Annotated in this window: 21 protein-coding genes; 5 read left to right on the forward strand and 16 right to left on the reverse strand. The window is 42.1% G+C overall.

Going from position 1 to position 19,396, the window contains the following annotated elements; translation table 11 throughout:
- Positions 1-110: 110 nt before the first annotated feature.
- From nrfD to rsuA, 15 genes are all read right to left on the reverse strand, one after another.
- On the reverse strand, positions 111-1,076 hold the full coding sequence (gene nrfD, locus AC30SH_RS07040; protein ID WP_290520998.1) for a cytochrome c nitrite reductase subunit NrfD: 966 nt from the start codon (positions 1,074-1,076) through the stop codon (positions 111-113).
- On the reverse strand, positions 1,073-1,750 hold the full coding sequence (gene nrfC / locus AC30SH_RS07045; protein ID WP_314117295.1) for a cytochrome c nitrite reductase Fe-S protein: 678 nt from the start codon (positions 1,748-1,750) through the stop codon (positions 1,073-1,075). The genes nrfD and nrfC overlap by 4 nt, the downstream gene beginning before the upstream one ends.
- A complete protein-coding gene (gene nrfB / locus AC30SH_RS07050) occupies positions 1,747-2,403 on the reverse strand; it encodes a cytochrome c nitrite reductase pentaheme subunit (protein WP_021615857.1) in 657 nt (218 codons plus the stop codon). Before nrfB ends, nrfC begins: the two co-directional genes overlap by 4 nt.
- A gap of 72 nt (positions 2,404-2,475) precedes the next feature.
- A complete protein-coding gene (gene nrfA, locus AC30SH_RS07055; RefSeq protein WP_489582305.1) occupies positions 2,476-3,999 on the reverse strand; it encodes an ammonia-forming nitrite reductase cytochrome c552 subunit in 1,524 nt (507 codons plus the stop codon).
- Positions 4,000-4,496: 497 nt separating this feature from the next.
- A complete protein-coding gene (ccmI, locus tag AC30SH_RS07060) occupies positions 4,497-5,417 on the reverse strand; it encodes a c-type cytochrome biogenesis protein CcmI (RefSeq protein ID WP_442539870.1) in 921 nt (306 codons plus the stop codon).
- Positions 5,414-5,896, reverse strand: coding sequence for a cytochrome c-type biogenesis protein (locus tag AC30SH_RS07065; protein WP_489582306.1), 483 nt, complete (start codon positions 5,894-5,896; stop codon positions 5,414-5,416). Before AC30SH_RS07065 ends, ccmI begins: the two co-directional genes overlap by 4 nt.
- Positions 5,896-6,444, reverse strand: a complete 549-nt coding sequence (locus AC30SH_RS07070; protein ID WP_489582307.1) for a DsbE family thiol:disulfide interchange protein — start codon at positions 6,442-6,444, stop codon at positions 5,896-5,898. Before AC30SH_RS07070 ends, AC30SH_RS07065 begins: the two co-directional genes overlap by 1 nt.
- Positions 6,445-6,473: 29 nt before the next feature.
- Complete coding sequence (locus tag AC30SH_RS07075; protein ID WP_489582308.1) at positions 6,474-8,432, reverse strand: heme lyase CcmF/NrfE family subunit; 1,959 nt, start codon at positions 8,430-8,432, stop codon at positions 6,474-6,476.
- On the reverse strand, positions 8,432-8,950 hold the full coding sequence (gene ccmE, locus AC30SH_RS07080; protein ID WP_109432758.1) for a cytochrome c maturation protein CcmE: 519 nt from the start codon (positions 8,948-8,950) through the stop codon (positions 8,432-8,434). The genes AC30SH_RS07075 and ccmE overlap by 1 nt, the downstream gene beginning before the upstream one ends.
- Positions 8,947-9,153: a heme exporter protein CcmD gene (gene ccmD / locus AC30SH_RS07085; RefSeq protein WP_006717136.1), complete on the reverse strand. Its 207-nt coding sequence runs from the start codon at positions 9,151-9,153 to the stop codon at positions 8,947-8,949. The genes ccmE and ccmD overlap by 4 nt, the downstream gene beginning before the upstream one ends.
- Before the next feature lie 17 nt (positions 9,154-9,170).
- Positions 9,171-9,908, reverse strand: a complete 738-nt coding sequence (locus AC30SH_RS07090; protein ID WP_489582309.1) for a heme ABC transporter permease — start codon at positions 9,906-9,908, stop codon at positions 9,171-9,173.
- Between the two features lie 10 nt (positions 9,909-9,918).
- Positions 9,919-10,584, reverse strand: coding sequence for a heme exporter protein CcmB (ccmB, locus tag AC30SH_RS07095; protein WP_006717132.1), 666 nt, complete (start codon positions 10,582-10,584; stop codon positions 9,919-9,921).
- 4 nt (positions 10,585-10,588) lie between these two features.
- Entirely contained in the window at positions 10,589-11,224 is a 636-nt protein-coding gene (gene ccmA, locus AC30SH_RS07100) for a cytochrome c biogenesis heme-transporting ATPase CcmA (protein WP_489582310.1), read from the reverse strand.
- 193 nt (positions 11,225-11,417) lie between these two features.
- Complete coding sequence (locus AC30SH_RS07105) at positions 11,418-12,614, reverse strand: Bcr/CflA family multidrug efflux MFS transporter (RefSeq protein ID WP_489582311.1); 1,197 nt, start codon at positions 12,612-12,614, stop codon at positions 11,418-11,420.
- Position 12,615: 1 nt separating this feature from the next.
- On the reverse strand, positions 12,616-13,320 hold the full coding sequence (gene rsuA, locus AC30SH_RS07110) for a 16S rRNA pseudouridine(516) synthase RsuA (protein WP_489582312.1): 705 nt from the start codon (positions 13,318-13,320) through the stop codon (positions 12,616-12,618).
- Positions 13,321-13,548: 228 nt separating this feature from the next.
- Between rsuA and AC30SH_RS07115 the strand changes: the two genes are divergently transcribed.
- Positions 13,549-15,813, forward strand: coding sequence for an NADP-dependent malic enzyme (locus AC30SH_RS07115; protein WP_489582313.1), 2,265 nt, complete (start codon positions 13,549-13,551; stop codon positions 15,811-15,813).
- Positions 15,814-15,959: 146 nt separating this feature from the next.
- Positions 15,960-16,604: a superoxide dismutase [Mn] gene (sodA, locus tag AC30SH_RS07120; protein ID WP_489582314.1), complete on the forward strand. Its 645-nt coding sequence runs from the start codon at positions 15,960-15,962 to the stop codon at positions 16,602-16,604.
- A 67-nt stretch (positions 16,605-16,671) separates the two neighbouring features.
- Here sodA and plsY read toward each other — a convergent pair whose 3' ends face one another.
- Entirely contained in the window at positions 16,672-17,268 is a 597-nt protein-coding gene (gene plsY, locus AC30SH_RS07125; protein WP_489582315.1) for a glycerol-3-phosphate 1-O-acyltransferase PlsY, read from the reverse strand.
- A 94-nt stretch (positions 17,269-17,362) separates the two neighbouring features.
- Between plsY and folB the strand changes: the two genes are divergently transcribed.
- From folB to AC30SH_RS07140, 3 genes are read left to right on the forward strand one after another with little or no spacing between them, the layout of a single operon-like run.
- Positions 17,363-17,716, forward strand: a complete 354-nt coding sequence (folB, locus tag AC30SH_RS07130; protein WP_048750628.1) for a dihydroneopterin aldolase — start codon at positions 17,363-17,365, stop codon at positions 17,714-17,716.
- Between the two features lie 23 nt (positions 17,717-17,739).
- On the forward strand, positions 17,740-19,260 hold the full coding sequence (gene mltF / locus AC30SH_RS07135) for a membrane-bound lytic murein transglycosylase MltF (protein ID WP_489582316.1): 1,521 nt from the start codon (positions 17,740-17,742) through the stop codon (positions 19,258-19,260).
- On the forward strand, positions 19,229-19,375 hold the full coding sequence (locus AC30SH_RS07140) for a hypothetical protein (protein WP_162837158.1): 147 nt from the start codon (positions 19,229-19,231) through the stop codon (positions 19,373-19,375). Before mltF ends, AC30SH_RS07140 begins: the two co-directional genes overlap by 32 nt.
- Positions 19,376-19,396: the final 21 nt, after the last annotated feature.

The following is a 19,396-nucleotide window of genomic DNA, read 5'->3' on the forward strand; positions in this document are numbered from 1 at the left end:
AGATTTCCTTCTTTGACCCGCCTTTCTTTTTTATTTTTCTTTGCCAAAGAAAATAACACCAAACAAAAAGGCGTATTTTACTACGCCTTTTGATACAAACAAAAACCTTATCATGCGGTTGTAAGCTGTCCTGCGTACAGAATAAAGTAACGCAAGCATAACACGCCAATCAAGTCGAAAATCGACACAAGGATGATAAAATTCTTGTTGAATTTCAAACGATCGCTAACAAACATATTGGCAATCAACGGAATTAAGATACCGATAAAGAATACCCCAATCCAGAAGACTGCGCCCCAGAAGCCGGATAACGCATTATGTAACGCCACCACTTTTTGTCCGCCGCCGAAGTAGAGTCCCACGAAGAAACAGATTAATAGACCTAGCTCGGTTACCATAATCGGCACTTCAAATTTATGAATGAAGTGTGATTCGTGGGAATCGCCTTTTAATTTACCTGCAATCAGGATAAATAAGAAGGTCGCAGCGATACCGGAAGAGGTTCCGGAGGCTAAGAAGAGCGCCGGTAATACCGGGTTATTCAACATCGGATAGCTAATCAACGCAGAAAGTAAGAAACCGGTATAAGCCCCTAGCACCGCAGCTAAGATGAAGAGAATAACTTCAACAGGGGAGATTACGCGTTCTAATACATTGATAATTTTACCGACAAAGCTAAGTTTTGGCATAAAACGTTGGATCAATGCCATAATATCTTCTTTGAAGATAACGACACACCAACAAACCAAGAACAGCATATACACTTGGAATAACATAACCCCCATAGACATCACAGAATTAAATTGATAGTTAAACATCAATTTCCAGAATGTCCAAGGACGCGCCAAGTGGAAAATCAACAAGGTTAAACCGATTAATGTCGGCACACTCCCCAATACGGCAGCGGCACGAATAATCCAGTTTTTGTTTGGATTTTCAAGTTTGTTACTACGTTTATACGCAATCGCTAATTGTACCGCACCGGAAGAAATACCAAGTAAGAACAAGTAGATAGCGATTGTTGAATCCCACACCAAATTAGGTGTGTGAAACGGAACAGGATAATCTAATGTCATCTTCTTGGTTCTCCGTGTTGGAATGGAATATGGTAAAGATTCGGTTGTGTACCTAATTCCACTTTCGTGCGGTAAACAGGACTTTGTTTTACCTTGCGTGCCACTGCGCTTGTCGGATCATTCATATCACCAAAGGTTAATGCTTTGGTTGGACAAGCTTCTACACAAGCCGGTTGTTTACCAGCTGCTAAGTTTGTATCACGACAGAAGTTACATTTATCCGCAGTACGGTGTACCGGATGAATGAAACGTACGCGATATGGACAGACGGCAATGCAATATTGGCAACCGACGCAAAGATCTTTATTCACATCCACGATACCGGTTTCAGAATCGATGAATGATGCCCCGGTTGGACAAACCGCCACACAAGGTGCATTCGTACAATGTTGGCAAGATTGACGGAAAAACTCGTACTCTTGATTCGGGAATTCCCCATAAGGTTCGCTACGTAGGATTTCCAAACGTGAAACGCCTTCAGGCACGTGGTTAGTTTCACGACAAGCATCCATACACGCAGTACAGCCAATGCACGCGGTTTCATCGTGCACCATCGCGTAGCGTTTCGGTTTATCCGCCTTTTCCTCTTTCGCTAAAGAGGTCACTGATGTTCCCGTCATAAGGATCAACGCCCCCATGCCGGAAACAAAGTTTCGGCGTGAGCAAGTTGTCATTGTTTATCCTTTTGTTCGGTTGATTGAGTTTGTTCTTTTTGCGCTTTACGTTTTTGTTGTTCACCGTGGCAATCCACACAAAGTTTCACACGATTTTTCGGTTGAATACCTTTCATCGCATCATCTTTCGGGTGTAATGTGTGGCAACTTGCACAAGGCAATTTCATTGCATGAACATCATGCGCCCAAAGTTTTTCACGAAGTTTGTCCGGTTGGTGGCAAGAGAAACAGACTTGGTTTTGTTCTTGTGCGCTATACATCGGTTTTTTCTCACCGAAAATATCGCCGTCAAAACGCATCACGTCTTTTGCACCACGACGGTGATCTTCAGAAATATTGCCATGGCAGTTCACACAATTAATTGGTTTACCGTTATTCGGGTTTTTCTGATTTAAGTGCGCACCATGAAACTTACCGAAGTGTAATTCACCACCGGATTGATCCAAGGTTTGATTTTTATCGACTTTGTCAAATTTATGGCATTTAGCACAATATTGGTTTGGATCGCGTTGATTATCCAATTGCGGTTCGTAAGTAAACTTGTCCGCAGCAGACGGCTGACCTTCTGCTTGTGCAAGCATTGGTGCGGCGACCAATACTGCAAGCAATGCAAGGGCTTTTGCCGGTTTGCGGAGTAGAGACGTTAAATTCATTCTGATTACCTCAAATTTGTTTTTGAAAATGACCGCACTTTTATAAAGTGCACAAAAGTGCGGTACGTTTTTCTATTGTTTTGTTGCGGAATCTTCAGCTAATTTGCCATTGGCTTTAGCTTCTTTGACCCATTGAGGTACAACAGTTTCTAAGAATTCTTTTTTCGCTTTACGTTCTTTCTCAATATCAATACCCATAACTTTCCATGCTTTATCAGCTGTAGAAATATCTGGTACTTCAACCGGAGTTTTCACGCCATGTTTAGTTAAGATAGCGGCAAGTTTAGCGCGCGCATCTGCAGCTCTATCAAGACCAGAGCCTAACACACGAAGCATAACATCAGGTGCGTGCATATGACCACCATGGCTTGCTGCAGCGTAGTCCCAACGCCATTGCGCGTGACGAATATCCATTAAAGCCGGTTCCATTTCTTCTTTTGTTGCGCCGGCATCCCATGCGGCTTTCGCTTCAAAGTGGGCACGAACAACTTGATCTTCTAAACGACCCATGATGTCTTTCACTTCTTTCTTACGGGAGGCAACAATGTCTTTTAACTTCTCTTTGCTTTGATCGTGACAGTTTGCACAAGTGGTATCAAAGGCATCGAATGGGTTTTGGATTTGGTGGTCGGTGTAAACTTTACCGTCTTTACCTTGTACTTTAGGCATGTGACAGTCGATACAAGTTACGCCGTTTTTACCGTGCATACCTAAAGACCAAATTTCAAAGTCAGGGTGTTGTGCTTTTAACATTGGTGCTTTAGAAAGAGAGTGAGTCCAGTCACTGAAACCGATGTCATCGTAGTATTTTTCGATATCATCCACAGTTTGACCGTTATCCCATGGGAAGGTCACTTGTTTTAGATCGCCTGCGAAATAGTATTCAACGTGACAGTTAGCACAAATTTCAGCGCGTTTTTCAGTACGTGCTGCTGTATTGAAACTTAAATCGGCTTGCTCTTTGCCTGCGGCTTTCGCTTTGGCTTGAAGCGCATTATTTAGGTGATCCAACGCACGAAGTACGTGTGGACGCGCAATACGTAATGCCGGTTTACCTTCTGCAAAATCTTTGGACGTTGTATCGTGACAGTCGGCACAACCGATTGAGTTGACCACTTCAGGTCCACCTTTAGCCCATTTTGCACCAAAGTAACCATCTTCACCCCATTCTGCAATTAAACGAGGAACGTCTGGACCTTTACAAGTCCAACATGCCATTGGTTGAGGGCCATCATTTGCATTTTTGGGCGCACCAGTACGTAAAATATTACGTACATCTTCTACTGCATAAACGTGACCACGAGGTGCGTTATATTCTTTTGCGAAAGAATAGCCCCCCCATAACACGATTAAACGAGGATCTTGTTCATCAGCATAGATGATTTTGTCGCCTTTTTCAGTCGCTTTCCACGAATTGAATTGGCTAGGATATTTCTCAGCAAATTTTTCATTCACCGCTTCAATTTTTAGATTTGGGTTAGGGGCTTCAACCGGCTGCTCAACCGGTTTATACACCAATTCTGCCATCGCCGAATTACATACGCCGAAAGCTGCGAAAGAAGCTGCTACGAGTAGGCTTTTTCTCAATGCGTTCACGATAATCACTCCAATAAGGTTATAAAATGGCTTCTACTAGAATTAATAGAAGGTTACAAAAACATCTGTTATCAACTCATTACTAATGAGAATTTTTATCATTAATAACAATATGATAGAAGACATAAACGACTTAAAATCAGTGGTAAAATAGCGAAATAATCATGCTTTTTCTATGGATATTTGCACTTTTCTTGTTCTTGATCAATTTTTCAAATTTGAGTCTTAATTTTGTTTATTTTTGTAGCATCATTATTAATACCCCAAAGCTCCAGTAATACTTATTTATAGGTATTAAATTAAATGCTCACTATAAAATGGCTATTTCATAAATAACTACAAATAGGTACCAAATTTAATATCACGTGCTACATTTATGTGAACAAAACAAAAAGGCTAAATTCCGAGAAGAATTTAGCCTTTTTTTAAAAATAAGTGCGGTCAAATTTTAAAAATAAGTGCGGTCAAAAATTGAGTTATTTTTTCTAAAAATGAAATCAATTTTCCTTATTTGGTGTCACTTGCTGATGTTTCTCTTTTTCCTGACCTTCTAATGCATCACGCGCAGAACGAATGCTACGCTCAATAATTGGTGCTCTAGGGTCATCTTTCGGTAACAGTTTTAACATCATTGCCCATGTGACGGCTGCCATTTTGTAATCTTCCGTTTCAAAATAACTAAACGCCAGCAAACTTAAGGCTTCAATATTGCTATGATCCTCACGAATCACTTCGCGTAATAAATTATTGCCTTTTAACTTGTCCGTCGTGTCTTCTGAAAACATTAAAACACGAGCATACCCGAGCTTATACTGGTTATTATCCGGTTCTAACTTATTCGCACGGGCAAAGCTATCCAACGCCATTCTTGGTTGTTGCAAATTCATGCCAAGTTGTCCCAATAACCACCAGTTTTTCGCATTATTTGGGTTTTTCTGTAAATCAACCCGAAGTGCGGTCGCAAACTGTTGCATTTCTGCTTCATCTAGCGGGTTGGTGCTCTCACTTTTTATGCGCTCATAAAAGTACGGTAGTTTTTCTGCCGTTTTTTCTAACATGATTTCCGATTGCCAAGAACCCACTGCAAAATATGCGGCGCCCGACAAAATAGCTAATGCTAAGAAACCTGAAACAAACCATAACTTGCCGTAATTTTTCTCACTGAGAAAAGTACTTTCAGCCTGCTGAGGAATATCCTCCAAAAGGGATTGCTGTAATTCTAATTTAAGCTGTTCGGTATTTTCTAATAAGCCTTGATTTTCATCTCGTTCCAGCTCTTTTAAACGCTCGAAATAAAAGGCTTTATTGAGATCATCACGTTTTATAGATGTACTTTTTTTGGCTTTTAATAACAAAGGGAAAAAACAAATTAACGCTGCCACCAACGTTAAAATGAGAATGCTTAACCATAAATTCATCTATCATTCTCCTTGTTTAATAACGTATTCAAACGGTTTTGTTGTTCTTCGGTTAACACATTGTTGGCGTTTTCCGCTGTCTGACTCACTTTCTCACCTTGCGAACGTTTGCGACGGAAAAGTACCAAAACGCCAAGCAAAATGAAAAGAATCGGCGCACACCAAAGAATCATCGTAACGGGTGTTAACGGCGGATCATAAGTGACAAAATTACCGTAGCGATCCACCATGTACTGCACAACATCTTGTTTGGATTTGCCTTCTTGCAATAACTCAAACACTTTGCCACGCATATCCACCGCGATCACTGCGTTGGAATCGGCAATGTTGTTATTCTGACATTGCGGACAACGTAATTCCTGCGTTAACGCGTGGTAATCATCTTCCTGTTGCGGTGAACTGAAATTCAATGCATCAATCGCTGCAGAAGCACTAACGCTAAACAAAAGTGCGGTAGAAAATAAAAGTGTTTTTATCATTACTCTTTCCCTCCGCCTAATTTTTGATAAATCGGCTGTAAGGTTTCCTGCCAAACTTTTTCACTCACATCACCGGCATAGCGATAATGAATCACGCCATTGCCATCAACAATAAAGGTTTCCGGCGCACCATACACCCCTAAATCTAAAGCAAAAGACCCTTTTTCATCTTTCAACACAACTTGATAAGGGTTACCAAGATCCTTCAGCCATTTCATTGCTTTCGCGTTATCATCTTTATAATCCAAGCCAATGATCGTGACCCTTTGTTTCGCCAATTGATTCAGATATTGGTGTTCAGCATAACAAGTAGGACACCAGGTCGCCCATACATTGAGCAAAACCGGTTTGCCTTGCTTAAACAAGGATTCATCATAGGTTTTATCTGAAAGCAAATCCGGTAACGTTTTTGCCGGAACAGGTTTACCCACTAACGCAGATTCTAATGTTTTCGGATCATCACCTTGTGAATTACGTTGCAACTGCACCAGAAATGCCGCTGCTAAACCTAAAAAAATGATTAAAGGTAAATATAATTTTTTATTCATTATCAATACTCTATTATGCCAATGAAGATTTATTGCGCATTTTCACTGCTTAAAATTTTGCTAAAGCGATAACGACGGTCAAACATACACAATAAACCGCCCAGCGCCATAAACAATCCGCCTAGCCAAATCCAACGAATAAACGGTTTATAATATAAGCGTAATGCCCAGGCGTTATTCTCTAATTTTTCACCTAATGCCACATATAAATCACGGGTAAAGCCCCAGTCGATAGCCGCTTCAGTCATCGGCATTTTGCTTACGGTATAAAGACGTTTTTCAGCAAATAATGTCGCTTCCGGTTTACCATGATAGGTGATATCAATTTGTGCTTTTCCACCGATATAGTTAGGCCCGTTAGCATCACTAATGCCTTTGAAGGTGAAATCATAGTCAGCAATTTGTACGGTATCCCCCACACTCATGCGGACATCGCGTTCAACACTGTAGTTTTGACTGAACGCAATTCCCCAAACGGTCATCGCCACCCCTAAATGCGCGAATACCATGCCCCAGTGGGAACGGGATAATTTTGTAACCCCTTTCAAGAAACTTTCCCGATGGGTGGCACGTTGATGCATTTCATAAAGACTAAGCAATACGATAATCACCGCCATCATCGTACCTAATACAGCACTGACGGTGAGTTTGTCTTGCAACAAATAAGGCAGTGCAAAACCGGCAATAAGCATGATAATCAAACTGACAATCACCGGTGTGCGAATTGCAGAGAATTGGTCACGACGCCACTTCACAAGCGGGCCAATACCTAACAACAAAGCAAACGGTGTCATAATAATCAGGAACATTTGATCAAAGAACGGCGCACCAATAGAAATAGAGCCTAAGCCTAACTGTTTGTGTACAAGAGGCAACAATGTTCCCAACAATACGACACAAAGTGCGGTCATTAATAAAATATTATTTAACCACAACAGGCTTTCACGGGAATAACGCTCCGCATTATCACGTGAACGAATTTGGCTTCCTTTGTAAGCGTACAAGGTCAGGGAGCCACCAATCACCACGATTAAATAGGCTAAGACATATAAACCACGGGTTGGATCAGATGCAAAGGCATGCACAGAAACCAAAATACCGGAACGAACCAAGAATGTGCCAAGCAAACACAAGGAGAACGCAGAAATTGCGAGCAACACCGTCCAGGCTTTAAAAGAACCGCGTTTTTCCGTTACTGCTAAAGAGTGCAATAACGCCGTTCCCGCCAACCAAGGCATAAAGGAGGCATTTTCTACCGGGTCCCAGAACCACCAGCCACCCCAGCCGAGTTCATAATATGCCCACCAAGAACCAAGCACGATACCGAGTGTTAGGAAAACCCATGCAGCCATTGTCCAAGGACGTGACCAACGAGCCCACGCGGTATCAAGTTTACCGGTCATCAAAGACGCGATGGCAAAAGCAAAGGCGACAGAAAAGCCTACATATCCCATGTATAACAATGGCGGATGGAAAATCAATCCGACATCCTGCAATAACGGGTTAAGTTCTTTTCCGTCCACCGGAAATTCAGGGAAAGTGCGGTTAAATGGATTGGAGGTAAATAACACGAAAAGCAAGAAGCCGATACTGATAATCCCCATAATACCAAGCACGCGAGCAGTGGCTTCTTGTGGTAAGTGTTTGCTAAATAACGCGACCGCTGCACTCCACAAAGACAGCAACCAAATCCATAATAACAATGAGCCTTCATGGGAACCCCATACCGCAGATAAACGATAGTAAATCGGCAATGTCGTGTTAGAGTTATTCACCACATATTGCACGCTGAAATCGTTAACAGCGAACAAATAAAATAAGGCGCCAAAAGAAAAAGTTAACACGACAAACAAACCATATGTCATTGGACGCGCCAAGGACATCAGTTGTACACTCCCTTTTTCCGCACCCCATAAAGGGAAAATCGCCAATAAAATGGCGATTGCTAAGCTTAGTGCTAAAGCATAATTTCCTAATTCTGCAATCATTACTGACCTTCTTTCATTTTTTCTTGACGATCGCGTTCACTCTCACCTTTCAGATCAGAAACACCCATCGGCTTATGAACTTTTTGCATTTGTTTTTCTAAATCCGGCGGCACATAGTTTTCATCGTGTTTCGCCAACACTTCGCTTGCTTCTAACAAGGTTGGTTCTTTTAAAATACCTTGTGCAACAATGCCTTGCCCCTCACGGAATAAATCGGGAAGAATCCCTTCATATTCAACGCTGATAGATGGACCAATGTCGTTCAAATCGAAACGGACTTTTAAGCTTTTTGGATCACGTTCTACCGTACCGGCAACAACCATGCCACCGACACGAATACGTTGTCCTACTTCCGGTTTTTGATCGGCATTATCATTTTTACCGTAAACCACTTCTGATGGTGTATAGAACAGGTCGATATTTTGGCGTAACGCGTATAACACTAAAGCAGAAGCCACAGCCACACCTAACAGTACGAATAAGACCACGGATAAACGAGATTTACGTCTCGGGTTCATAGCGTATCTCCTTTTTGTTTCATTTGTTGTAAACGGGCTTCACGTTGTTGTTCGCGTTTGATAGATTTTAGCACCGCACTTTTGCCTGCAAGGCTTTGCACGATAAGCACCACAATCGCCAATAAGCTCAGACCATAAGAAAGCCACACATAAAAACCGTAGCCTCCCATATCCAGTAATTCACTCCAAGATTCAAAAAACATAGTTCCCCCGATTCAAACTAAAATTTTTCAGCCAATGCTTTTACCCACGGGCGTTTAGCATCTTCTTTCAATAATTCGTTGCGGTAACGCACCAACGTCAACCAAATGGATAACGTCATGAAACCAAAGATACATAAAATCAACGGCAGCAACATCGGTGTAGCAATAGATGGCCGTTCTAATTTTGTAATACTTGCACCTTGATGTAAGGTATTCCACCATTCCACCGAAAAGTGAATGATCGGCAAATTCACCACACCAACGAGGCACAAGACAGAAGCGGCTTTTGCACCGACATTGCGATCTTGAAAAGCAGAATACAATGCCAACACGCCTAAATATAAGAAAAACAGAATTAACTCAGCAGTTAAGCGGGCATCCCATACCCACCAGGCACCCCACATTGGTTTTCCCCAAATCGCACCGGTCACCAAAGCCAAGAAGGTAAATAATGCCCCAATAGGCGCCATGGCAATCATTGCCAATTGTGCCTGCTTAATTTGCCACACAAGTGCAACTAATGCCGCAACCGCCATGGAGCCATAAACCCCCATCGACCAAATTGCTGTCGGCACATGCACATACATGATGCGGAAGCTATTGCCCTGTTGATAATCCGCAGGCGCAAATGCGATACCCCACACGATACCGATGACTAATAACAGCGCCGTCAGACCCGCAAAATAAGGACTGAACTTACCGCATAATTGATATTGAGTTTCCGATTTTGCATAAGGATGCAACCACTTCCACATAAACTATCCTCTATTGATCTAAACTAATCCGTAATGCCGTCGCAATAGCAAAAGGAGATAATGTCACCACCGCGGCTAAAATCGCACCAAGAATGGCTAATTGCCCGCCGTAAGGTAAATTTAATCCGGCGGCATCTAACACCGACGCAGAAAAAATAAGCACAGGAATAAACAACGGGACAACCAGTAAACTCAACAGCACGCCGCCTTTGCGTAATCCCACCGTAAGCGCCACACCAATAGCACCAAGACAACTCAATACCGGTGTGCCCAATAATAATGTCAGAACTAGTGCCCACCAAATTGATATTTCCAATGACAGCAATAATGCTGCGATAGGCGACAATAAAATTAATGGCAAGCCTGTTAACAACCAATGCGCTAACACTTTCGCCAGCGCGGTTAATACCAATGGCTGAGACGTCAACATCACCTGTTCCAAAGAACCGTCAATAAAATCATCACGAAACAAACGTTCAAAAGACAATAACGCTGACAACAATGCTGCCACCCAAGCCACACCGGGCGCAATACGGGAAAGCAGTTTCGGATCAGGCCCAATAACCAATGGAAACAAGGTAATCACGATAAGAAAAAACCACAACGGATTAAGAATCTCCGCCTGTTTGCGCATGGCAATTTGTAGTTCGCGTTTAATAATATTCCAAAAGATCATGCCGTCACTCTATACACTTAAACTGTTCTAAATTGATTTTTTTCAACCGAGCACTCGGCACTTCCTGATGGCTGGTTAATATCACGATACCGCCATTTTGTGCGTGTTGCTCAAAAAGTGCGGTCAAAACCGCCACACCTTTTTTATCGATAGCGTTAAATGGCTCATCTAAAATCCATAACGGCGCTTTTGATAACCACAAACGAGCCAACGCAATACGTTTTTGCTGTCCGGCAGAAAGTTGTGCAGCAGGAATATCTTCTCGACCAAGCAAACCGACCGTTTGTAATACCTCCCACAACAAATCATCCCCCTGATGGCAATGCCCGATTTGCTGATAAAAGCGCAAATTTTCCCAAGCAGTCAATTCAGGTTTAATGCCGCTCTGATGCCCCAAATACAACAAATCATAATGGAAAATTTCACGCTGTTTAGTAATCTCTTCAGAATTCCACCGCACTTTTCCTTCCAGTGGTGAAGCAAGGCCTGCAACAATGCGTAGCAAACTGGTTTTACCAATGCCGTTATGCCCTTCAATTTGCACGAAATCTCCCGCCTGAATTTGTAAATTCAAGTGTTGGAAAAGGACTTTATCGCCACGTTGGCAAGCGAGATTTTCGAGAATTAATTGATTTACCATAACAGATTGTTTCACAGACTTATTTTTGCGGGGCATTCTATCATAAGGAAATTAAATGGCAGGGTTAAATCACATAACTATTTAGTGGTAGTTTAACCACTTTTTGACTTAGAACAAATTTCGTTCTTTGTTACAAATACGAATACCTCTCATAATGTGCGAAACCCTTGATATAACTGAGTTAATTCGTGGGTTATTCCCGATATTTAACCGTTAACGTAACGTAGCAAACGACCGCAATCACAGAACAAAGCACCATGGCGAATAACATTGGCGCCGCCGAATTGATCGGCAATAAAGACACCAAAGATCCCATGCAAGCGCCAATGCCAAACCGTACGCTCCCGACCATAGAATTCGCCGATCCTGCCGAATTGGGGAACTTTTCTAAAATAGAGGCCATCGCATTAGAGGAAATCAATGGATTTTGTCCCACAAACACTGCTACGCCCAGCGCCATTGACCAAAAACCCAAATCTAATAACGCCACAAGCAACAACCAGATGCCCGCCAAACCTTGTATCCCAAGCCCCAAACGGAACATGGTCTCCGCCCCCCATTTAGCCACTAAACGCCCATTTAAGAATGAACTAAAGGTCATCACGCCAATGTTCAACATAAAGAAATAGCCGAAATTTTCAGGCTTGATGCCGTAAATCCCGATATACACAATCGATCCTGCCGTTAAAAACGCAAATAAGCCGGCAAAGGCAAAGGACGTTGAGAACATATAACCTAACACCGGTTTTTGTTTCCATAACGCCATAAAATTACGGGCAATAATATTCAAGCGTAACGGAATCCGATTTTCTTTATGATGCGTTTCCGGCACCACAAAAAAGACCAGCAAAATACTCAATAGTCCCATGAAAGCAGTCACATAAAAAATGGCGTGCCAATGGAAAAAATAGACAATATAACCGCCGACAACCGGTGCGATCAACGGCGCAATCATAAACACCAGCGTAATTGTCGACATCATTTTGGAAAGTGCATTCTTGTCAAACAAATCACGCAACAATGCGCCAACCAATACCACCGGCGCCGCACCAAAAAAGCCCTGAACAAAACGAAGTGCGGTGAAATTTCCGATAGAATGGATTTGCGTTAAAATCAATGCCGCTATCGCAGAAACCGTTACGCCTAACAAAATAATTGGCTTGCGTCCGAAACTGTCACCGAACGGCCCCCAGAATAATTGCCCCAGCGCCAAACCATAAGCAAAAGCGGTTAGCGTATGTTGCACCTGATCGTTTGTGACCTGTAAATCCTGCGCAATATTCAAAAACGCCGGCAGGTACATATCCACACCCAATGGCGGCAACATGGACAAAATACCCAACGCCACCACAAAAATAAAATTTGTTTTGACTGTTTTATTTGAACTCAAACTAGGATTCTCCACCTAAGTATGCGATCTCTTCCTCAGTGAGATGACGAAATTCCCCTTCGCCTAAATCATCATCTAGCACCAAATTACCGATTTTCCAGCGATGCAACCCGACAACTTTATTCCCTAAAGCAGCAAACATCCGCTTTACTTGATGATAACGACCCTCGCTGATCGTCAAATTGACATTGTAATCATCTAAAATTTCTAATGCAGCAGGTTTGGTCGGCTCCTTTTCCCCACGCAATAAAATGCCCTCGGCACAAGCCTGCGCATAGTTCGCCTCAACGGGATCTGCCAAGGTCACTAAATAGGTTTTCGGGTAATGGTGTTTCGGTGAGGTAATACGGTGAGACCACTGTCCATCATCCGTCAACAGCACCAAACCTGTGGTATCCACATCCAACCGCCCGGCACTGTGCAAACGGGTAGATAAAGGATAATCAAAAAATTGATAAATAGTCGGATGATCGCCATCTTCATGGGAGCAAATGTAACCTTGTGGTTTGTGCAACATAATGTATTGCCCGTTTTCTACCCACGTTAAACGCTCACCATCATAATAAATTTCATCATCAGGGCTCACTTTCGCCGCCCCGCTCTTTTCAATTTTACCGTTAATCGTGACCGCACTTTGGCGTAATACTTTTGCTGCCTGTGAACGGGTTAAACCGGTTGTTTCCGCTAAAAACTTATCTAAGCGCATAAAAATTCCTTATAAAAATCCTCACGTATTATAGCGCTAATTTTCGCCCTTCGCCCACGGAAAAACACGACAAGAAGTGACCGCACTTTATTAAAACACCATAGACCAACATTTCATACTTCCGACAAATTGTTAATAATGTGTGAAATGTCACAGAATTCTTTTCTATTTTAATTATAATGCGGGGTACTTTTTTCTAACTGAATTTATTCAACAGAGGATATTTTTATGGATGAACAACTTAAAAAAGCAGCATTAGATTTCCACGAATTCCCAATTCCGGGAAAAATTGAAGTGACACCAACCAAATCGCTTGCCACCCAACGCGACTTAGCCTTGGCTTATTCCCCCGGTGTTGCGGCACCTTGTTTAGCCATTCAGGCAGATCCGGCAGATTCCTATAAATATACCTCTCGTGGCAATTTGGTGGCGGTAATTTCGAACGGTACCGCGGTGCTCGGTTTAGGCAATATCGGTGCTTTAGCAGGTAAACCGGTGATGGAAGGGAAAGGCGTGTTGTTTAAAAAATTCGCCGGTGTCAACGTATTCGACATTGAAGTGAATGAACACGACCCAGACAAACTCGTCGATATTATCGCGTCTCTTGAACCAACCTTCGGTGGGATTAACTTAGAAGACATTAAAGCACCGGAGTGTTTTTACATTGAACGTAAATTACGTGAAAGAATGAAAATTCCTGTCTTCCACGATGACCAACACGGCACCGCAATTATTTCTGCCGCAGCGGTGTTAAACGGCTTACGTATTGTCGATAAAAAAATAGAAAACGTGAAACTGGTTGCCTCCGGTGCCGGTGCTGCATCGATTGCGTGCTTAAACTTATTAGTTTCCCTCGGTATGAAACGGGAAAATATTACCGTATGCGACTCCAAAGGCGTGATCTACAAAAATCGTGATGATCGCATGGATGAAACCAAAAAACTGTATGCGATCGATGATAACGGCAAACGTACCTTAGCCGAAGTGATTCCGAATGCAGATATTTTCTTGGGCTGTTCCGCTGCGGGTGCGTTAACACAAGACATGGTAAAAACCATGGCGGCACATCCGTTAATTTTGGCACTCGCCAACCCGGAACCGGAAATCTTACCGCCATTGGCAAAAGAAGCCCGCCCGGATGCCATTGTGTGTACCGGTCGCTCCGACTATCCGAACCAAGTTAACAACGTACTTTGCTTCCCATTCATTTTCCGCGGGGCATTAGATGTCAGCGCCACCACCATTAACGAAGAAATGAAACTTGCCGCGGTGCGGGCCATTGCCGACTTGGCATTAGCCGAACAAAGCGATGTGGTGACATCGGCTTACGGTGACAGCGAATTGTCTTTCGGACCGGAATATATTATTCCAAAACCATTCGATCCTCGTTTAATCGTGCGTATCGCCCCTGCTGTGGCGAAAGCCGCGATGGATTCCGGCGTAGCAACCCGTCCGATCGAAGATTTTGATGCTTATATAGAACAACTCACCCAGTTCGTTTATAAAACCAACTTGTTTATGAAACCGGTGTTTGCGCAAGCGAAACAAGACAAGAAACGTGTGTTATTAACCGACGGTGAAGAAACCCGAATTTTACACGCCGTACAAGAAATCTCGACCTTAGGCATCGCTTATCCGATTTTACTCGGACGCCCAAGCGTGATTGAACAACGCATTAAAAAACTCGGTTTACATATTCAAGCGGGACGTGATTTCGAGTTAATTAACATTGAAAATGACGCACGTTATCAAGAATGTTGTAAAACTTACTATGACATGCTCAAACGCTCGGGCGTCACACCAAGCATTGCCAAACGTGAAATGTTTAACAACCCAACCGCTATCGGTGCCGTGTTGTTACATTTAGGTCATGCCGACGCCATGTTGTGTGGTTTAGTAGGACATTATGCTGATCATTTAAAAACCCTCAAAAACGTCATTGGTTTGCAAGAAGGCGTACATACAGCCGCTACCGTTAACGGTTTGGTGCTACCGGCAGGCAACTTATTCCTTGCCGATACCTTCGTGAACAACGATCCAACAGAGGAAGAATTAGCGGAAATTACGCTCATGACAGCGAAAGAAGTCAGCCTGTTTGGTATCGAACCGCAAATTGCCTTAATTTCACATTCTAATTACGGCAGCAACAACACCCCAGGTGCGGTCAAAATGCGTAACGTTTTACGTTTAGTGAAAGAAAGAGCACCGGAACTCTCTATTGACGGCGAAATGCACTGTGATGTTGCTTTATCACAACAACTCCGTGATGACGTGATGCCGGACAGCCCACTCAAAGGCGCGGCAAACGTGTTAGTGATGCCAAATATGGAAGCTGCGCGTATCAGCTTAAATCTATTACAAGGCACGGCAACACCGACAACTGTTGGGCCAATCTTAATGGGCTTGAAAAAATCAGCACATATTTTAACGTCAGTCGCTTCTGTTCGCCGTATTATTAATATGGTGGCGATTGCTGCGGTAAAAGCACAATAATGTGCATAACAAAAAATAAAGAAGATGGCTAGTTGCCATCTTCTTTTTTATGCATCAACCATAGCATTTAATGATCTTAATCAATTTTTGTGCTATCATTTTCCCGTTTTTTAAACATGAATTTACTCTAACAAAAGGAAAAAATTATGGCTTATACTTTACCTGAATTAGGTTATGCCTATGACGCATTAGAACCTCATTTCGATGCGCAAACTATGGAAATCCACCATACTAAACATCACCAAGCTTATGTCAATAACGCTAACGCTGTGTTAGAAAACTCCCCGGAATTACAAGAACTTGCCGATGGTTGCCCGGGTAAATTATTGGCGCACTTACATGAAGTTGCACCTGAAAAACGCCCAGCATTACGCAACAATGCAGGTGGTCACTTAAACCACAGCTTATTCTGGAAAAGTTTGAAAAAAGGCACAACATTACAAGGCGCACTAAAAGATGCCATCGAACGTGATTTTGGTTCCGTTGAAAACTTCAAAGCGGAATTTGAAAAAGCGGCAGCGACCCGTTTTGGTTCCGGTTGGGCATGGTTAGTGTTAGAAAATGGCAAACTTGCAGTGGTTTCTACAGCAAACCAAGACAACCCAATTATGGGTAAAGAATTTGCCGGCTGTTCAGGCACACCAATCTTCGGTTTAGACGTTTGGGAACACGCTTACTATTTGAAATTCCAAAACCGCCGTCCGGACTACATCAAAGAATTCTGGAATGTATTGAACTGGGATTTTGCTAACGAACGCTTTGAAAAAGCATTAGCCGGTGTTCACCACTAATTAAGACTTATAAAAACAAAAAGTGCGGTCAAAAATGACCGCACTTTTTTATTCTTACTTTTCACTGCTACTTTTTAAACTTATTCCACATTTTATCTTCTTCTCCGCGCCATAAACGTTGAATGTTCTCATGGTGACGATAAATGAGAAGACAACAAACTAAAGCAACAGGAAAGGTGAACTCCGGTTTAAACCACCAAACATAGAGCGGAACTAATAACGCGCTAATCACTGCGCTGAGCGAGGAATAACCGCTAATAAGGAAAACGAAAACCCAAGTTCCCAAAGTTGAAAATAATACCCCCCAACCAATTGGTGCAATGGCACCGAAAGCCGTTGCAACACCCTTTCCTCCTTTAAACTTGAAGAAAATAGGAAAAATATGCCCTAAACATGCACCTAACGCTACCATGCCTAATTCAAATTGGGTTAAGCCTAAAGAGTAACCGAGCCAAACCGGCAACATACCTTTTAAGAGGTCACAAATTAAAACCCCAAGCGCAATCCAACGTCCACCAATACGCAATACATTTGTTGCACCAGGATTATTCGATCCTGCCTTTCTTGGATCCGGTAAGCCGGCAATACGACATAATAAAATCGCGCTAGAAATAGAACCAAGTAAATAGCTCAATAACATGTAGAAAAGGGCGAAAAGGCTCATAGGACTTCCTTGGAATGGAAAAATTGTTCGTCTATTGTACCCAAAGTTGATAGTATAAGCCCACAAAAATTTAAGTGATAACGATAGGAACATCATGAAAGATCTCATTTTTATTGAAGGATTGAGCGTATTTGCGCAAATTGGCGTTTATGATTGGGAACAACAAATTAAACAAAAACTGATCTTTGATGTCGAAATGGCTTGGGATACGCGTCAGGCTGCGATAACTGATGATGTTCAATACACGTTAAATTATGCCGAAATCAGCCAATTTATCATTGATTATGTGCAATCCAAGCCATTCTTGTTAATTGAGCGGGTTGCCAATGAAGTGGCAGATCAATTACAACGTCAATTTAACATTAGCCGACTTCGACTCAAATTGAGCAAACCTAAAGCCGTTGCACAGGCCAATAACGTTGGTGTCATTATTGAGCGGAATCGCTAATATTTTTTAGAGAAAGAGATCATTTGAAAGGTTTATTTTTACGTATTATTGCAGGCATATGCTTGCTCTTATGGGCACTAGATATGGTATTTCCATGGCGGCAAGTCATGTCATCAGAAGAAAACCCTTATCACGCCATTCAAAGTCGTGGGAAATTAATTGTAGGAACCATTAATAATCCCATTTCTTACTTTATCAATGCTGAAGGCCAATCCGGTTTAGAATACGAACTCAGCAAAGCGTTTGCAGATTATTTGAATGTCGAACTGGAAATCAAACCTTTAAACAACAGTGAAGAACTTTTCACTGCCTTAAATGAGCATGCTATTGATATTGCGGCGGCAAACCTTTTTTATCAGCCCAATAAAGTTGAACATTTCCAATTGGGACCGTCATATTATTCTGCTTCTTGGCAAATTGCTTATCGAAAAGGTGAAAATCGACCGCATTCTTTAGCCCAAATTAATAGCCAACTCGTCATTCCGGATAATGCAGAATTGGAACATATTCTGAAAGAAGCCAAACTAAAAAATCCTCATCTAACCTGGATGGTCGATAAAAAACAAACGCAAGAAGAACTGTTATTACAAGTTGCTGATGGCAAAATTGATTATACGATTGCTAATTCTTTAGATATTTCAGCCGCACAACATATTAAGCCACAAATTGCTGTGGCCTTTGACTTAACCGATGAAATGGGCGTGCATTGGTATTTAGCGAACAACGCATCTAATGAATTGCAATCAGCTTTATTAGATTTCATGAATGGCGCTATAGATTCCGGCTTAATTGCCAAGATTGAAGAAAAATATTTTAGCCATTTTCGTGACTTTGACTATGTTGACGCAAAATCTTATTTAAATGCGATAGAAACAATTCTTCCAAAATTTGAACCGCTCTTTACTAAGCATAAAGGTGATTTAGACTGGCGCTTATTAGCAGCGATCGCCTATCAGGAATCCCATTGGAACCCTGATGCCACCTCACCAACAGGTGTTCGAGGCATCATGATGCTGACGAAAGATACCGCTGAACATATGAAAATTCATGATCGAACGGATCCCGAGCAAAGTATCAAAGCCGGTTCAGAATATTTACATTGGTTGCTTGAACAAATGCCTACCAGTATCAATGATGAAGAAAGAATTTGGTTTGCCCTTGCCGCTTATAACATGGGGCTAGGCCATTTGCTGGATGCCCGCCGTCTCACCAAAAATTTAGGGGGCAACCCGGATAACTGGGTTGATGTCAAAAAGAATTTACCTTTATTAGCCGAAAAACGTTACTATTCAAACCTTAAATACGGCTATGCAAGAGGCTATGAAGCATTTCAATACATCGAAAATATTCGTCGTTACATGAATAGTATTGTGAATTATTATCGCGTTCAGCAAAACCAAAGCGAGAAATTAACGCAAGAATCTGATAATGAGATCAAAAATGCAGAGAAAGAACATTCCGATTTGAGTGAAAATAAACAACATGAAAATCGACAAACAGAGGAAAATATCAATGAACAAGAAAAGATTTCTCAAACCAACTAAGAAAAAATTCATTCATCAACAACAAGCACGTACTTTGCGTTTAAAGCATTTAAAACAACGTAAAGCGAAATTGTTTGCCCGCCATGCGTTACAATTCGTGGTGCAAGATATATAAAATAAAAAAATGGTGTTGTTT

Source organism: Aggregatibacter sp. HK296 (genome assembly GCF_980469475.1).

Coding starts and splice junctions, on each gene's coding strand:
- sodA (WP_489582314.1), top strand. CDS start 15,960: ATGGCTTATACTTTACCTGAATTAGGTTATGCCTATGACGCATTAGAA.
- AC30SH_RS07090 (WP_489582309.1), bottom strand. CDS start 9,908: ATGTGGAAGTGGTTGCATCCTTATGCAAAATCGGAAACTCAATATCAA.
- AC30SH_RS07065 (WP_489582306.1), bottom strand. CDS start 5,896: ATGATAAAAACACTTTTATTTTCTACCGCACTTTTGTTTAGCGTTAGT.
- ccmE (WP_109432758.1), bottom strand. CDS start 8,950: ATGAACCCGAGACGTAAATCTCGTTTATCCGTGGTCTTATTCGTACTG.
- AC30SH_RS07070 (WP_489582307.1), bottom strand. CDS start 6,444: ATGAATAAAAAATTATATTTACCTTTAATCATTTTTTTAGGTTTAGCA.
- nrfC (WP_314117295.1), bottom strand. CDS start 1,750: ATGACAACTTGCTCACGCCGAAACTTTGTTTCCGGCATGGGGGCGTTG.
- ccmI (WP_442539870.1), bottom strand. CDS start 5,417: ATGAATTTATGGTTAAGCATTCTCATTTTAACGTTGGTGGCAGCGTTA.
- AC30SH_RS07140 (WP_162837158.1), top strand. CDS start 19,229: ATGAACAAGAAAAGATTTCTCAAACCAACTAAGAAAAAATTCATTCAT.
- ccmA (WP_489582310.1), bottom strand. CDS start 11,224: ATGGTAAATCAATTAATTCTCGAAAATCTCGCTTGCCAACGTGGCGAT.
- AC30SH_RS07115 (WP_489582313.1), top strand. CDS start 13,549: ATGGATGAACAACTTAAAAAAGCAGCATTAGATTTCCACGAATTCCCA.
- ccmD (WP_006717136.1), bottom strand. CDS start 9,153: ATGTTTTTTGAATCTTGGAGTGAATTACTGGATATGGGAGGCTACGGT.
- AC30SH_RS07075 (WP_489582308.1), bottom strand. CDS start 8,432: ATGATTGCAGAATTAGGAAATTATGCTTTAGCACTAAGCTTAGCAATC.
- nrfB (WP_021615857.1), bottom strand. CDS start 2,403: ATGAATTTAACGTCTCTACTCCGCAAACCGGCAAAAGCCCTTGCATTG.
- nrfD (WP_290520998.1), bottom strand. CDS start 1,076: ATGACATTAGATTATCCTGTTCCGTTTCACACACCTAATTTGGTGTGG.
- ccmB (WP_006717132.1), bottom strand. CDS start 10,584: ATGATCTTTTGGAATATTATTAAACGCGAACTACAAATTGCCATGCGC.
- rsuA (WP_489582312.1), bottom strand. CDS start 13,320: ATGCGCTTAGATAAGTTTTTAGCGGAAACAACCGGTTTAACCCGTTCA.
- folB (WP_048750628.1), top strand. CDS start 17,363: ATGAAAGATCTCATTTTTATTGAAGGATTGAGCGTATTTGCGCAAATT.
- plsY (WP_489582315.1), bottom strand. CDS start 17,268: ATGAGCCTTTTCGCCCTTTTCTACATGTTATTGAGCTATTTACTTGGT.